Genomic DNA, 14,961 nt, shown 5'->3' on the forward strand with positions numbered 1-14,961 from the left:
GCTAGTTTGCGTGGATGGCTTACTGATACGTCATGGTGAAGGTCAGCACCGCATTCGCGCTGCCGGCCTTCACGCTGGCGGATGTCTGGTAGTACGTGGCCTTGAGCGGGATCGTGTAGGACCCGCCCGTCGATTTGCTGTAGCTAGTCAACGTGTACTGCGTGTTGTACTTCAGCGCATTGCCGTTGTTGTCCTTCAGTTGCAGGCCGATGCCGCTGGCCGTCGAATCGCTCGACAGCGCCAGCACGCCGTTGGTGCTGTCGAGCACGGCATTGACCGGGATGAACTGGTACTGGATCGTGTTCAGGCCCGACGGGCAGGCATTGACAGCCACGGTGACCGGAATGGCCGGTGAAGTGGTCGAGCCGATGCCCTTGAATGCCGACTGCATATATGAACCCATGTTGACCGTCACGTTCGGCGTGATGCACGCCGCGACGTTGACGATGGTCGGGGTTAGCGAAAACGACACGAGTGGCGACGCGGCGACCGTATAGACGGAGCCGCCGGTATTCGTTGCAGACGCCCCCACGGCCAGCACGCCGCCCGTCACGGTGCCTGCGGTGATCGGGCCGGTCTTGACCAGCGCCGCCTGGACCTGGCCACCGTTGGTGATCGAAGAAACCGTGCCGGTTGTGTTGCAGGCGGTGCCCGTCCACGGACTGGGGAATGTCGAAAGCGGAACGCCGAGATCCCTCCAGGGCTGGTTTCCGCATTGGTTCGCGAAAGTAGCCGCGCCAATCGCGACACCGACGCCAGGCACATTGGTATTCCAGACGGTATAGGTTGCACCACTTGGCGCGGCCACGGTCATGCCGGCCCTGGTCATCGACTGCGGCTCGAAGACCATACCCGAGGACACCACACCCGACACCGTGCACGTGTAGTAGTTGGTGACATTCGGCGTGCTGACCCAGCCGGTCAGAAGGGTGCCGACCGCGGCATCGCGCGGGATCGTCACCGAGGCCGGCATCGACAACGTCACCGTCTGCGCTGTTCCCGAGCAGCTTATGCTCGCGGCGAACACGGTACGTGTGCCAAGGCCAAGCATCAGCACCGCCAGCGTGAGCAGCCAAACCACCAGGCGGCCCAAGCCTCGCGCCGATCTTGCGCGCCTGCGCATCGAGGCCGGCGTCTCGTTTCGTTTCATGATCTTTCCCAGGTTCATCGCGCCCGCTTCGCTCATTTCGTACATACCGCTTCCGCATCGGTCCAGCGTTGTTTGCTCGTCTTGCTTGCCGTCGCCAGCGTGTACGACATCGAACAGCCCTCGGCGACCGTATCGCCCCACTTCACATTCAGCGTGCCGGTGTCGGTCTTCACGCCGCGCAGTACGATGCGGCCATCCTGCGCGACGGTGCCGACATTCCGCCCCGCCGCATCGCTCACCTCGGCGCCGAACGGAACCGGCTCGCCATCGGCCATGCGCGCGCGCATGATCACCGCGCGCCCGCCGCCCTCGGTCTCGAACTTCAGTCGCACCACCGCGCCTGCGGTCGGCGCGATGTGCTGCGCGCTCGACTTCAGCTCGACACTCATCGGCACACCCTTGGGATCGATCTCCACCTCGTTGGTCGAAAACGGCGTCAGGCTCGACACCAGCGCATGACCGAACGGATCGACGCGCAGCCCACTGCCGGCCGTCACGCGTGCCCCGTGCGCGTCCTTGGCCTCGACGATCGCGACGGTCTCGCCCATGGTCGGCGTAAAGGCAACCCCGCCCGCATAGGCCACCATGCCGCCCGAGATGCCGCCGCCGTACTGCTTGAAGCCGGTGCCCGTCGAAGCATTGCCCGTGACGGTCGCATACGGCGACATGTAGGACACGTTGCCGCCCACGTTGGTCGCCGCTCTCGCGCCGCCGCCACTGGTCCGACCGACGTTCACGCCGTAGCTGAGCGCGTTGTCGACGCCGAGCGCGCCCGTCATCGACTGCTGGACCACGGTCGAACCACGGGAATCGTGCTGCAGGCTGGTCGACGAATACACCGTGCGCGAGCCGAGGTTCAGCGGGATCGACACGTTCAGCATGAAGCGGTTGTCCCAGCGGTTTTGCGTCACGTCGAATTGGCGCGCGGCCGACACGCCGTAGTTGATGCGCCGGAAATTATTGTTGTAGCCGGCCTGATACTGCGTGTCGTTGCCGCCGCGATTCCAGTAGTTGACGGTCGAGCCCGACAGGTAGAAAGCGCCCCAACCCTCCGGCAAGCTCTGGTTCAGCGTGACCTGGAACTGGCCGCGACGCACGCCGCCCGACAGCAGACCGCTCACGCCGCCCGTCTGCTGGCCGCGCAACTGCATCGCGTCCTGCAGGCCCAGGTAGCCGCTGCTCGAATAGCGATAGGCGGCCACCGCGATATTGGTATGGGTCGGGCTGATCAGCTTGCTGTACGAGATCCGCACGCTCTGGCCGTGGCGCGTGCCGATGCCGGGCAAATCGGTATTGGCCTGCGTGATGTCGAGCGCGAACGCGCCCAGCTGCGTATTGAGCGCGGCGCCGACCACGCCGGCCACGTAGCCGGGCGCGGCCGTCACGCCGCCGTAGCCGGTGATCAGGTTGGTGAAACCATGCTGGACGGTCGCCTGGAACAGCGCCGGCTTGCTCGACAGCAGCGGACTGCGGTACTGGCCGGCCGTCACGCTGAAGTGCGTGACGCCCGGCCTCAGCGAACTGAGGGCAGACGCATACGGCACCTTGAATGTGTGGATGCTGCCGTCGGCCTCGGTCACGATGACGTCGAGGTCGCCGCCATAACCGGTCGTATAGAGATCGTCGATCACGAACGGGCCGGTCGCGACGTTGGCGCTGTAGATGACGTTGCCGTTCTGGCGCACCTGTACCAGCGCATTGCTGTTGGCGATGCCGTGAATGGTCGGTGCGTAACCGCGTTGCGATTCCGGATACATACGCTCGTCGCTGGCGAGCTGCACGCCGCGAAAGCCCACGCTGTCGAACATCGTGCCGTCGGTGAACGCGTCGCCGATCACGAACTGCGCCTTCAGGCGCGCGATCGAGCGCTGCAGGCTGGTCTGCACGCTCTGGTAGTGCGGGCCGCCGCGCGAGTCGTAGGTAGTGTTGCCGTTGTGGCGGAAGCGCCAGGGCCCGACGTTCAGGCCGGCGGTGAGGCCCAGGAACGCCTGGGTCGACGATGCGCCGCGGTTCTCGGCACGATAGATATTGCCGTTGTACGACAGCAGCGCGGCCGGCACGCCCTCGTCCCAGTAGCGCGGGTCCACGTAGCCGCGCGCCGCGCGGCTCAGCGACGCCTGCGGGATGCTGACGTCGAGCCGCTGCTCGCCATTGTCGAAGGTGGCAACCGCGTCCGGCACCAGCATGCCGATCGTCGCGCAAGCCTGGTTCGGGTCCGTCAGCATGTGCGTCGCCTCGGGCGACAGCTTCGCGAGATCCACGCCGACTTGCTGCAGCAGGTCGCGATTGAAGCAGGGCTGGACGTTGCTCGGGTTGTCGCCCACCTGGCGCAGCGTGATCTCGGCGCGACCGATCCAGTTCGTGTTGACGAACAGATCGGCGCGATACGAACCCGGCAACGCGACATTGCCCTTCTCGAAGCGGCTCACGTCCACCCGCGCGCCGCCCGGGCGCTGCAGAAACAGATCGTTGAACTGGACTTCCGCCACTTGCGTGGCATCCGTGGTCGCCGCGATCACGCCAGTCGATGCGAACATCGCCAGTGCGAGCAGGCAGCACGGGCGCGGACGCCAGTGCATGGACAGCGGCAAGCTAGATATACGTTGGATCACGATAGACAGCCGGGCGTGAGCAAGCCTGCGCCCTGCCCGGGGCGGGCATGCTTGGTCTTGCGATGAGAAGGACGTGGCGCGCTAGCCGCGCCGCGCGCAATCGAAGAGGTCAGCCGCGCATCATTGCGACGGTGCCGCGGTGCGGAGCCGCAATGGCGTCTCGCTGCTGACCGCGCCGCCGTAGTCGTTCAGCGCCGTGAAGTGCACGGTGGCGCCAGCCGCGTCGGGCGCATCGCCCTTCAGCGGGAACGCACGCGTCTCGCCCGGCCCGACCATGCCGCCATCGTCGAAGATCGCGCGGCGGCCGCCCGACTGCACGCTGATCATGGTCAGCGAAACATGGAACGGCGTCGGGTTATGCGCCTCGATGGCCGGCTTGCCGTCGGCCTGTGTGAGGCGCCACGTGAGCTGCGCCGGCGCATCGGCCGACGAACCCTTGAGCTTGTCCGGGCGATAGAACACCTTGATGCGCGAGCGGAACGCGAGCTGGATCCGGTTCATGTCCGCGTCCGCCGCGCTCGCCTTGGGCGGCACTTCGAGCACGTTGAGCCAGAACACCGACTCGCGATCCTCCGGCAGCGGCTCGCCGGTATAGACGATGCGCAGCGTCTGCGACTTGGACGGATCGATCCGCGCAATCGGCGGCGTGACGGTGAATGGCACTTTGATACTGGACGGCGCGCTGCGCACGTCACCTGCATCGACCCATGACTGCACGAGCGCCGGCGCCTGGCCCGCGTTCGACAGTTTCAGCGTGACCTCGGATTCGCCCGCGCCGTAGATCACGCGCGTGCCGCCGATCACCACCGACGCGTCGGCGGGTGTCGCCAGGTAACCGAGCCATGCGATACACACGGCGGCGATCGAGAATCTGAGTGCTGTTCGGGACTTCATGGTTGGGATCGATGCAGGTAGCGTACAGGAGGGGAGGAACGAAATCGCTTCGCCCCGCCCTACCTTATTATGTATTTCTAAATAACCGATTACTGATAAACGAGCGAGTACATGACGCTCGACGTCGCCGCACCGGCCGTTGCGGCGCCGGTGGCGTAGTATTCCGCGAGGTAGTTCAGCGTGGCGGTGCCGGTAGCGGTGATTGCAACCGACTGTGAGTTCTGCGAAGCGTCTGCGGCACCAAGCTTGATGGGCGTATAGTCGCCGTTCAGCAGGCGAATCTCGACGTTGGTCGCGCCGCCTGCGTTCAGGAACAGGTTGCCGGTGGCGGTGTCGACCGTCGGGCCCGGTTCGAAGTAGGCGTGGACTTTGCCCGACGCCGGCGTGCAGGCCGTCAGCGCGATGCTGAACGCCTTGGCGCTGGCAGTTTGGCCCGCGGCAGCCAGCGCGCTGGTCGACACGTTCAGCAGCGGAACATTGAAGTTGTTCGAGTTGCTGCCGTTGCCGTTGATCGTGCAGGTTTGCGCGGTTACGCTGCCGGTGAACGTGATCGTGCCGTCGGCTGCAGATGCGACTTGCGAAGCCGTGGCGGCGCCCGCGAGCAACAGCGCGGAAATGAGTTTGGTTTGCATGGGTTTTGTTTCAGAAGCGATCTGGATGGATTCACGACGCCGAGGCGATATTCACTCAATATCGCCGCGCGTCATCCAATGACAAGCGCGAATAACGCATTGCATGGTCGGATGCATTGCTTTCGATCCGGTTGCCCTTGGACTTCTAAAATATTACCCGGACCTTTCTATCGGTAATATGAACTATTGTCACCATGCAATCGTGACCGATGCGGCGTGGAATCTTCGGGCCGGCTGGGGGTGAAGAGGTCCGCGGCCCGAGGCATCAACTCAGCGAAACTGTCCCAGCAATGGTCGCGCGCGCATCATTTCGACACGGCAACCGACTCCACGCCCTTCCACTTCCCGCCGACGACCTTGAATATCGTCACACGCGCAATCTGAAGATCACCCTTGTCGTCAAAGGAAATCTTGCCGGTCACGCCATCGAAGTTCACTTTCCGCAAGCCCGCCTGGATGTCCTCGCGCTTCACCGAGTTGCTTGCCTGCATTGCCTTGATCAACGCCCACGTTGCGTCGTACGCGTACGGCGAATACAGGACGGGTTTTCCATACTTCGAAAACTTCTGAGTGAACGCCTTGCCCTTCGGCATCGCGTCCAGCGCGAACCCGGATTCGGACGAGATGTTGCCGTCGGCATTGGCGGGGCCGCCGGCGAGGTCGACGAACTTGTCGGTCTCGATGGCGCAGCCGGCGATGAGCGTCCTGGACATTCCCAGCGCGATCATCTGTTTTCGCATCGGTCCGGCCTGGGCGTCCACGCCCGCGTAGATGATTACGTCGGGATTTTTGGCCTTCAACGCCGTCAGCACGCCGCGAAAGTCGATGGTCTGCGTCGTGACGTATTGGCGGTCGACCGGTGTGACGTTCTTTTCCTTGAGCTGGGCGACGACATCGTCCGAGAACGATTGCCCGTACGCGCTGCGGTCATCGACGACGGCGATCCGCCTGGCCTTCATCTTGTCGAGAACGTAAGCGACCAGCACCCTGACCACGTCATGGTCGTCGCCGATGACGCGATGCGCGGTCTTGAATCCCTGCCGCGTGTACTGGGAGTTGGTCGAAGCGGGAGAAACCTCCGGAACACCCGCGTCCGAGTAAATCTTCGACGCCGGCAACGTGGCGCCGGAATTCAGGTGCCCAACCACACCCACGACTCCGTCGTCGACCAGCTTCTGCGCCACGGTGGTGGCCGTCTTCGGGTCGCCCATATCGTCCTGGGATTCGAGTTCGAACTTGACCGCCCGGCCAGCGATCCTGATGTTGCTCGCATTGGCCTCATCGATGGCCAGTCGAACGCCGCTTTCGCCGTCCTTGCCAATCTGGGCCACCGGCCCGGTAATCGGTCCGGCATAGCCGATCTTCACGACTTGCTGCGCCATTGCAGTCCCGCAACATGCAAACATGAGTATCGCGGCGATGGCGCCGCCTGCGATTTTGGCTTTCATGGGGTTCTCCTCGTCTCCGGTTTCATCATTTCGAGCCAAAACGGCTCAGTCAACCCGAAAGAACTGGGGCATTGCATGAGGAAATTGATGCAGCGCCGACGCGCGTCGGCTGTGAAGGGCAAGCGGCCGTCACCAGACAAATGAAGGGTTCGATAAAAAAACGCGCCGTACGGAAGCGCTTCCATACGACGCGTGAAGGTCATCCTCTCATCGAAAAATGACCGTGGAGACGAAACCCTTCACGAGCGGCATCTCGAACTGCTCGGCTCAACGTGCCAGGTGCGTGGCGCTTCTGAGCCGACGCAAGTATCGAAGGCTCGGTCGAAGCGCGTCATTCGTCCTCGACACATCGCGCTGCACAAACGCGTAAAGCGCTCGTTCGTGTTCGAGCAACAGCTCGATCGACGCCCTGTCATCAGCAGGCGCGATGCCTCGAAGCGCCTCGAATCGATAGAGCGCCGGCGTGATGCGTTGCCCCATCGCGTCCAGTAGCGCATGCCAGCCGAGCGGCCTGAGCAACCAGGCAACCACCAGCCCCTTGACCTCCGCTGCGTGCCGGTCCGAGCAGGCGACGCGGTGCTTGACCAGCAAGTCAAGCATCAGTTGGCCGGTTTCATGTTCGACCTCGCTCAATATCGAGAACGCGCGCCTCGCATACGAGTCGCGGCGATAATGGCCCGCCATCTCGCTGAAGAAACTGCGGCCCGACACCTCTCCTTCGTGCGCGGCCAACAGTGCGTTCCGGTAGGTTCGCGATATGGGCCCTCGTGAATGCCCAGACGAATGTTCGGTTTTGCGTCCCTTCATCGTGTGCTCCGAATGACTCAATGAGGCACACCTTTTTTGAAGAAGCGCCGCACGTAATCGTTCGCGGGGCAGTCGCGAATCTCTTCGGGCGTACCGACCTGCACGACTTCGCCGTCCTTCATGATGGCGATTCGAGAGCCCAGCTTCATCGCCTCGTCGATGTCATGGGTGATGAAAATGACCGTCTTCTTCAACTCCTTCTGCATCTCCAGCAGCAAATCCTGCAGGTCCGCACGAATCAGCGGGTCCAGCGCTGAAAATGCCTCGTCCATGAGCAGGATGTCGGGGTCCGAAACCAGTGCCCGCGCGAGGCCGACGCGCTGCCGCATGCCACCGGAAAGCTCGTCCGGAAACTTGTCGCCGTATCCGCGCAGCCCGATGCGACCTTCGAGCCACTTGTGCGCGTCTGCCATCGACGTGGCTTTCGGATCTCCTCTGAGCATCCTGCCGAAAACGATGTTCTCCATCACCGTCTTGTGCGGCAACAACGCGAAGCTTTGAAACACCATGCCGATGTTGTATCGGCGGATCTGACGCACCTCGCCTTTCGAAAGCTTCAGGATGTCCCTTCCGCGAAAGAGCAGTTGCCCCGAGGTCGGCTCGATGAGACGGTTGAAGTGACGGACCAGTGTGGATTTCCCCGACCCCGACAAACCCATGATGACGAAGATTTCGCCCTCGCGGATTTCAAGCGATACGTCGCGAACGGCAACCGTGCACTGCGTGCTCTCGAGGATGTCCTGTCGGCTCACCCCGTTGCGCGCGGCCTCCTGAGCGGCGCGAAGGCTCCATGCGTCTCTGCCGAAGATCTTGTAGACGTTCCGCAACTCGATCAACGTATCAGCCATACTTTCGCCTCCTTTTGCTCCATCGCGGCGACGCTGCTCGACTTGCGTGCGCGCAACCTGTTCGCCTTCGATGTCTTCAAACGCTCACGACGCGAGCGGCCGTAGGATTGGGTGATGCGGTCGAACACCACGGCCAGCATGACGATGGCCAACCCCGCCTGAATGCCTTGCCCCATGTCCAGGTTGTTGATGCTTGCGAGCACGTCTTCGCCAAGGCCTTTCGCGCCGATCATCGATGCGATGACCACCATCGCCAACGACATCATCACCGCCTGATTCAGCCCCGCCATGATGGACGGCAACGCAAGCGGCAGCTCGACAGCAAGCAATTGCTGCGATGGCGTCGCCCCGAAAGCCTGAGACGCCTCGAGCACATCTTCAGGAAGTTGCCTGAGGCCCAGCTCCGTCAGTCGCATCAGCGGCGGCAACGCGTACACAGTAGTCGCGAAAACCGCGGGCACGCGCCCAAGACCAAACAGCATCAGGACCGGAATCAGATAAACGAACGACGGCAGCGTCTGCATCATGTCGAGAATCGGATTGAGCACCTTTCTCAACATCTTCGACTTCGCCATCGCAATGCCCATCGGTATGCCGATGACGACCGTCACCACCACGGACACGAACATGATCGATACGGTGGAAACAAGCTTGTCCCACAAGCCGAGACATCCGATCGCGTAAGTGAGGCCGACCAGGACCAAGGTCGGCCCCAATCGCCGCGTGCCGAACCAGGCCAGCAGCCCGAGCGAGAACAGGAGCAACGTCGGCGGTGCGGCCTGGAGGCCGTGTTCCACCGGGTTGAGGATCCAGACGAGCAGCCAGGTGCTCACTGCGTGGAACTGGTCAGCGTATTGCTGGACGATATGGGTGAAACCTGTGTTGATGCCATCAGCCAGGTTCACCGACACGAAAATGTCTTTCACACTTTGCTCCAGGTCCCGGCGCCTCGTGCGAGGCGCCGGGCATTGCGACTACTTCGAAATCGACGCTTCGACCTTCTGCGCCACATCGGCGGGAACCCAGGTGGCAAGTTCCTGCGGATTGGCCTTCAGATACTGAATGGCGAGCGTCTTCGGGTCGGCTTTCGTCGAGCCCATGCTCGCCAGCGCCTGATTCACCGCCGACATGGGCAATGACATCTTGCTCAGGAAATCCACCGCAGTCGGGTCGGCCTCGGCAAACGGCGCAGATACGACCACCTTGAGATTGGTGACCGGCGACGCCGACGGACACGGATTGGGGTCCTTGCTGTTGTTGATGGTTTTCCAGCACTGCGCGTTGTATGCCGGTTCGCTCAGCCGGACCGACGGGTACTTTGCGAGCAGCGTCGACGGCTGATAGTAGTAGTAGACAATCGGCTTGCCGCGCTCGTACGCCGACGCGATGGTGGCATCCATGGCGGCGCCCGTTCCCGGATGCGTGTTGGTATACGCGGCATCCAGCTTGTACGCTTTCAGCTTCTGCGAGTTGTCCGATTCGCACTGCCAGCCGATCGGACAATTGAGGATGCTGCCTTTGCCAGGGTCTTCCGGATCGGGAAATGCCTTGCTCAACGAGGCGAGCTGTGAAACGGACTTGAGGTCGGTGGCGACCGGCTTGATATTGCGTTTCGGATCACCCTGCACGACGTAAGCGGGCACGTAGAAGCCTTCCACGCTGCCCCCCTTGACGAGGTCCCCGACGAGCTTGACCTTGCCTTCCTTGGCCGCGGTCTCGACCGCTGCGGTACGGCCATTCCAGTACTCGACGAATACCTGCAGGTCGTTGGTCGCGACAGCGCCCAGCGTGATGGAGTTGGAACCGTTGACGGTCTCGGTCTTGCACCCGTAGCCCTTCTCCAGCACATAACGGGCGACCTCGGTGAAGAACTTGCCGCTGTCCCAGCCGATTTCCGCGAACTTGATGGGCTTCCCCGCACTACACCAGGGCGACGTCGTCGCGGCTGACGACGACGCAGAGATACTGGCAAGGCCGATGGCAAGCGTCGCTACTCCGAGAATCTTTCTGTGGTTCATGGGTGCCTCGTGGGGTCTGGGAAAAGTTCGACTCGACGCGTGCCGCCGAGTCGGGGTCGATCAGTTACAACGCTTACTGGGCCTCAAGCCATTGGGGCACGGCAGTAAAGAGGTCGGCGACGAGGCCATAGTCCGCCACGCCGAAAATCGGCGCGTCCGGGTCCGAATTCACGGCGACGATGATCTTCGAATCGCGCATCCCCGCAAGGTGCTGGATGGCGCCGGAAAGGCCGATCGCGACATACACGTCGGGCGCGACGACTTTGCCCGTCTGTCCGACTTGGCGGTCGTTCGGCGCAAAGCCGGCATCGACCGCCGCACGTGACGCGCCCAACGCAGCACCCAGCTTGTCCGCCAGCGGAATCAGGACCCGGTCGTAGTTTTCCTTGCTGCCCAACCCGCGGCCGCCCGAGACGATGATTCTTGCGGACCCGAGGTCCGGCCGGTCCGACACTTCGCTGTGGCGTTCCGTCACTCGCGCGTGACACGCGTCGATCTCGGCGGAACGAGGCTCGACGGGCGCCGTGGCGTCTACGCTCGGCGCGGCGGGAAATGCCGTGGAACGGACGGTGATGACCTTGACCGCATCAAGCGCCTCGACCGTCGCGAACACGTTGCCCGCGTAGGTGGGACGCTCGAAAAGCGATTCCCCTTTGATTGCCGTGACGTCGGAGAACTGCGCGACATCCAGCTTCGCCGCGACACGCGGCGCAACGCTCTTGCCGAAACTCGACGTGCTGAAGAAGACGTGCGTGTAACCATCGCGAGCGACGGCGAGCACCGTCTTCGCGACGCCCTCGGCATTGCGGTCGGCGAGCCGCTCGGACGCTGCGGTCAGCACCTTGGCAACCGGGAGTCGTGACGCAGCATTTGCAGACGCGTCGAGTCGATCGCCTGCCAGCAGCAAATGGACGTCGGCACCGTTGAGATGCGCAACTTCGCGCGCCGCCGTCAGGGTGTTCAGGGTCGATGGAAGCAGGCAGTCGTCGAATACGTCTGCGATAACAAGAATGGCCATGTCCGTCCCTTCAGTTCAAGGTTGTCTCGGCACGCAGACGCGACACGAGTGCCGCGACATCCGCGACCCGCTCGCCTGGCTTGCGCGACGCGGGCTCTCGCACGGCGACGGTGCGAAAACGCGGCGCGATGTCGACGCCCAGGCTATCAGCGTCGACAACCTCAAGAGGCTTCTTTTTCGCCTTCATCAGATTCGGCAACGTGACGTATCGCGGTTCGTTCAACCGAAGGTCCGCGGTGACGACGGAAGGAAGGCCCATCTCGACGGTTTCCCGACCGTCGTCCGTTTCCTTCACCACGATGAGCTGGTTGTCCCGGCGCTCGATCGACGACGCATACGTCGCCTGAGGAACGTCGAGCAGGGCCGCGAGCAGTTGGCCGGTTTGATTGGCGTCGTCGTCGATCGCCTGCTTGCCCAGAATCACCAGTTCCGCCGCTTCACGGGCAACCAGTTTCTTGAGAATCTTTGCGACGGCCAGCGGCTGAAGGTCGACATCCGTCTGAACCAGAATGGCCCGATCCGCTCCCATCGCCAATGCCGTGCGCAACGTCTCCTGAGATTGAGTGGTTCCGCATGACACGACCACCACCTCGGACGCGTCGCCCTTTTCCTTCAGCCTCACCGCGGACTCGACCGCGATTTCGTCGAACGGATTGACCGCCATCTTGATGTTTGCGAGATCGACACCCGCGCCATCCGCACGGACGCGAACCTTGACGTTCGGATCGGGGACGCGCTTCACGCCTACCAGAATCTTCATGCTTTCGAATCCTTGAATTACTTCGGTGCGCGCATGCGAGCGCCCGTCGGGTCATAGGGAACTTGCGAGAGCAGCCTCGCCGACCGACGCTCGCCGAGCACGTGAACTTCATAGCCGGTGTCGGCGTGGATGGCGTCCGTCTCGATGTAGCCCAGCGCGAGACTCTTCTTCACCGTATGTCCGTAACCACCGGACGTCGTGAAGCCAACGACGTTGTCGCCGATCCAGATCGGCTCGAAGCCGCTCGCGTCCGCGTCGGTCGCGTCCACTTCGAGCATCACCAGCCGGTGCGTCGGCTTCTCGTCCTTCGCCTTGAGTGCCGCCTCCTTGCCGATGAACGCGGGTTTTGCGAGGTCGACGAAGTGTCCGAGTTCGTTCTGGAACGGCGTGTATTCGGGCGCAAATTCGCGCGACCAGATACCGAAGCCCTTCTCCAGTCGCATCGACAGGAGTGCCCACACACCGTATTCGCGCAGGCCGAGGTCCGTGCCGTTCTCGAACAGCTGTTTGTAGAGCGCGCGAACATAAGTGGATTCGCAGTAAAGCTCGAAGCCGTACTCGCCGGTCAGCGACATGCGAGCCATCATGACCGGCACCACACCCGCCTCGGCGTTCGTCACGGAAAGCAGCGGTTTGGCCGCGTCGACGGCCGTCCTGCCGACCAGGCGTTCCACGAGTTCGGCTGCCTTCGGGCCCGCAACAGCCAGCATCGAAAGGGAATCGCTGCGGTTTTCGACACGCACCGACCCGTCGGCGGGCAGATGCGACTCGAACCAGCGCATGTGCCATTCCTGCAGATAACCCGACCCGGTGATGAAGAACGTTGCTTCGGCCGGCCGAAGAATGGTGAGGTCGCCCATCAGGCGCCCGGACTCGCCGAGCATCGGGGCAAGACGCGCGCGACCGACGGCGGGAATCTTCGACGCGAAGATGCGGTCGAGCCATGCAAACGCGCCGGGGCCGGTGACTTCGTATTTGGCGTACCCGCTCGCATCGAACAGGCCCACGTTCTCGCGCACATTCGCGCACTCCTCGGCGACCACCTCGAACGCGTTCGAGCGTTTGAAGGTGGGCGTCTCGACGGCATCGTCGCCGGGGCGCGCGAACCACATCGGCGTTTCCAGGCCGTAGCTGACACCGAACACCGCATTCTTTTCGTGCTGATACTCGTAAAGCGGCGTGGTACGCATCGGCCGGCCGGCCGGCCATTGCTCGTTCGGGCGGGTCAGATAGAAGCGGTGTTCGTAGAATTCCTGAGCCTTGGCGGTGACGAAGTTCTGCGTCAGCTTCGGGAAGCGTGCGACATCGAAACCGAACACGTTGTCGGACGGTTCGCCGTGAATCATCCACTGGGCCAGCGCGAGGCCCATGCCGCCGCCTTGACTGAAACCGGCCATGCACCCGCATGCCGCCCAATAGTTTTTCTTCCCGCGAACCGGACCGACGAGCGGGTTGCCGTCCGGCGTAAAGGTGAACGGGCCGTTGACGATGCGCTTGATGCCCGCGTTGCCGACGCTCGGGAAGCGCTCGAAGCCCTTCATGAGTTCGTTCTCGAGCTTCTCGAGATTCGGTTGCAGGAGGTCGGTCTCGCCGTACTCCCAAGGCGTGCCGGCCAGCGACCAGGGTGTCGAGTTCTTCTCATAGACGCCGAAGAGCACACCGTTGTGCTCCTGCCGCATATAGATCTCGCCGTCGAGGTCCACCATGACGGGAATTTCCTTGCCGTGCGCTTCGAGCTCCGGAATCGTCTCCGTGATCAGGTAATGATGTTCCATCGGGATGAGCGGCAGCTTCACGCCGGCCATCATCCCGACCTCGCGCGCCCAGAGGCCGGCCGCGTTCACGACGTGTTCGGCATGGATGACGCCCTTGTCCGTGTAGACGTTCCAGGTTCCGTCGGGACGCTGTTCGAGACGCTCCACCTTCGTCTGCTGAAAAATGTCGGCCCCTTGCTTCCTGGCCGCCCGGGCATAGGCCTGCGTCGCGCCGTAGGGATCCAGGTGTCCCTCGTCCGGGGTCCACAGGCCGCCCAGCACTTCGCCGACTTCCACGAGCGGACACAGCGCCTTGATGTCGGCAGGCGTGATGAGTTCGCTCTCGATGCCCATGAAGCGATGACGGCTCCACTCCGTACGCAGAAACTCCCAACGCTCGGGCGTCGCGGCGAACGCAACGCCGCCCGGCACGTGCAGACCGACATCCTGGTCGCCGGCCTCCTGAATTTCCTTGTACAACGCGATCGTGTAGGCCTGCAGACGGACCACGTTCGGGTCGCTGTTGATGGAGTGGAAACCTGCTGCGGCGTGCCATGTCGAGCCGGCGGTCAGGACCTTGCGTTCGAGAAGCGCGACGTCCTTCCAGCCGAACTTGGTGAGGTGATAGAGGACGGAACAACCGACGACACCACCGCCGATTACGACTGCCTGATAGTGAGATTTCATTTTTTGCCAGTTTCCAATCTGTTCGTCTGCGCGCGAGCGAATCGAGCAGGCCCGTCAGTGCGCATCCACTGGAAGTGAATTTCGAGCCTCAAAAATAGGTAGTCAGAAATCTGGCGGAAACCGAAAAGAGCTGAGGTTGAGCATGAAAATTCTCATGCAAAGGGAAACGATGCCCAAACGGCCGATACAGCGGGGCTCCCCGTCTTGCCATGCCGGACGGGCGTCACCGGGTTAGGGAAATTCCTTACACCGCTCGGCGGCCTGTGCGTAGCCTGCTTTTTTGGAATCCAGTAAATTGCCGGGAACCCCTGATGTAGCGTCGAGTGCGGGAGC

Annotated in this window: 12 protein-coding genes; all 12 read right to left on the reverse strand. The window is 62.7% G+C overall.

The window, feature by feature from the left end; all coding sequences use genetic code 11:
* Positions 1-19 precede the first annotated feature (19 nt).
* The 12 genes from ACTRWB_RS03150 to ACTRWB_RS03205 all read right to left on the reverse strand — a co-directional run bounded on the left by ACTRWB_RS03150 (position 20) and on the right by ACTRWB_RS03205 (position 14,628).
* Positions 20-1,195, reverse strand: coding sequence for a fimbrial protein (locus tag ACTRWB_RS03150; RefSeq protein ID WP_446900902.1), 1,176 nt, complete (start codon positions 1,193-1,195; stop codon positions 20-22).
* Positions 1,183-3,729: a fimbria/pilus outer membrane usher protein gene (locus ACTRWB_RS03155; RefSeq protein WP_446901406.1), complete on the reverse strand. Its 2,547-nt coding sequence runs from the start codon at positions 3,727-3,729 to the stop codon at positions 1,183-1,185. Before ACTRWB_RS03155 ends, ACTRWB_RS03150 begins: the two co-directional genes overlap by 13 nt.
* Before the next feature lie 153 nt (positions 3,730-3,882).
* On the reverse strand, positions 3,883-4,656 hold the full coding sequence (locus tag ACTRWB_RS03160) for a fimbria/pilus periplasmic chaperone (protein ID WP_446900903.1): 774 nt from the start codon (positions 4,654-4,656) through the stop codon (positions 3,883-3,885).
* An 89-nt stretch (positions 4,657-4,745) separates the two neighbouring features.
* The gene (locus ACTRWB_RS03165) at positions 4,746-5,288 is read right to left on the reverse strand and encodes a fimbrial protein (RefSeq protein WP_129516474.1); all 543 of its coding nucleotides are present in this window, start codon (positions 5,286-5,288) and stop codon (positions 4,746-4,748) included.
* A 305-nt stretch (positions 5,289-5,593) separates the two neighbouring features.
* Positions 5,594-6,736 (reverse strand): branched-chain amino acid ABC transporter substrate-binding protein, encoded by a 1,143-nt coding sequence (locus ACTRWB_RS03170; RefSeq protein WP_446900904.1) that lies wholly within the window; start codon positions 6,734-6,736, stop codon positions 5,594-5,596.
* A gap of 267 nt (positions 6,737-7,003) precedes the next feature.
* Positions 7,004-7,468, reverse strand: coding sequence for a hypothetical protein (locus ACTRWB_RS03175; protein ID WP_446900905.1), 465 nt, complete (start codon positions 7,466-7,468; stop codon positions 7,004-7,006).
* A 92-nt stretch (positions 7,469-7,560) separates the two neighbouring features.
* A complete protein-coding gene (locus tag ACTRWB_RS03180) occupies positions 7,561-8,391 on the reverse strand; it encodes a quaternary amine ABC transporter ATP-binding protein (RefSeq protein WP_446900906.1) in 831 nt (276 codons plus the stop codon).
* On the reverse strand, positions 8,376-9,317 hold the full coding sequence (locus ACTRWB_RS03185; protein ID WP_446900907.1) for an ABC transporter permease: 942 nt from the start codon (positions 9,315-9,317) through the stop codon (positions 8,376-8,378). Before ACTRWB_RS03185 ends, ACTRWB_RS03180 begins: the two co-directional genes overlap by 16 nt.
* 48 nt (positions 9,318-9,365) lie before the next feature.
* Positions 9,366-10,409 (reverse strand): glycine betaine ABC transporter substrate-binding protein, encoded by a 1,044-nt coding sequence (locus ACTRWB_RS03190; protein WP_446900908.1) that lies wholly within the window; start codon positions 10,407-10,409, stop codon positions 9,366-9,368.
* Between the two features lie 73 nt (positions 10,410-10,482).
* Positions 10,483-11,427 carry an electron transfer flavoprotein subunit alpha/FixB family protein gene (locus tag ACTRWB_RS03195; protein WP_446900909.1) on the reverse strand — a complete coding sequence of 315 codons (945 nt, stop codon included), beginning with the start codon at positions 11,425-11,427 and terminating at the stop codon, positions 10,483-10,485.
* Positions 11,428-11,437: 10 nt separating this feature from the next.
* Complete coding sequence (locus tag ACTRWB_RS03200) at positions 11,438-12,187, reverse strand: electron transfer flavoprotein subunit beta/FixA family protein (RefSeq protein ID WP_446900910.1); 750 nt, start codon at positions 12,185-12,187, stop codon at positions 11,438-11,440.
* 17 nt (positions 12,188-12,204) lie between these two features.
* Positions 12,205-14,628, reverse strand: coding sequence for a GcvT family protein (locus ACTRWB_RS03205; protein ID WP_446900911.1), 2,424 nt, complete (start codon positions 14,626-14,628; stop codon positions 12,205-12,207).
* Between the last annotated feature and the right edge of the window lie 333 nt (positions 14,629-14,961).

It is taken from the genome of Burkholderia sp. YIM B11467 (genome assembly GCF_052952715.1).

What these genes read in the sequence shown, in the direction of transcription:
- ACTRWB_RS03200 (WP_446900910.1), bottom strand. Translation starts at nt 12,187, where the DNA reads ATGAAGATTCTGGTAGGCGTGAAGCGCGTCCCCGATCCGAACGTCAAG.
- ACTRWB_RS03195 (WP_446900909.1), bottom strand. Translation starts at nt 11,427, where the DNA reads ATGGCCATTCTTGTTATCGCAGACGTATTCGACGACTGCCTGCTTCCA.
- ACTRWB_RS03165 (WP_129516474.1), bottom strand. Translation starts at nt 5,288, where the DNA reads ATGCAAACCAAACTCATTTCCGCGCTGTTGCTCGCGGGCGCCGCCACG.
- ACTRWB_RS03160 (WP_446900903.1), bottom strand. Translation starts at nt 4,656, where the DNA reads ATGAAGTCCCGAACAGCACTCAGATTCTCGATCGCCGCCGTGTGTATC.
- ACTRWB_RS03150 (WP_446900902.1), bottom strand. Translation starts at nt 1,195, where the DNA reads ATGTACGAAATGAGCGAAGCGGGCGCGATGAACCTGGGAAAGATCATG.
- ACTRWB_RS03170 (WP_446900904.1), bottom strand. Translation starts at nt 6,736, where the DNA reads ATGAAAGCCAAAATCGCAGGCGGCGCCATCGCCGCGATACTCATGTTT.
- ACTRWB_RS03190 (WP_446900908.1), bottom strand. Translation starts at nt 10,409, where the DNA reads ATGAACCACAGAAAGATTCTCGGAGTAGCGACGCTTGCCATCGGCCTT.
- ACTRWB_RS03180 (WP_446900906.1), bottom strand. Translation starts at nt 8,391, where the DNA reads ATGGCTGATACGTTGATCGAGTTGCGGAACGTCTACAAGATCTTCGGC.
- ACTRWB_RS03205 (WP_446900911.1), bottom strand. Translation starts at nt 14,628, where the DNA reads ATGAAATCTCACTATCAGGCAGTCGTAATCGGCGGTGGTGTCGTCGGT.
- ACTRWB_RS03155 (WP_446901406.1), bottom strand. Translation starts at nt 3,729, where the DNA reads ATGCACTGGCGTCCGCGCCCGTGCTGCCTGCTCGCACTGGCGATGTTC.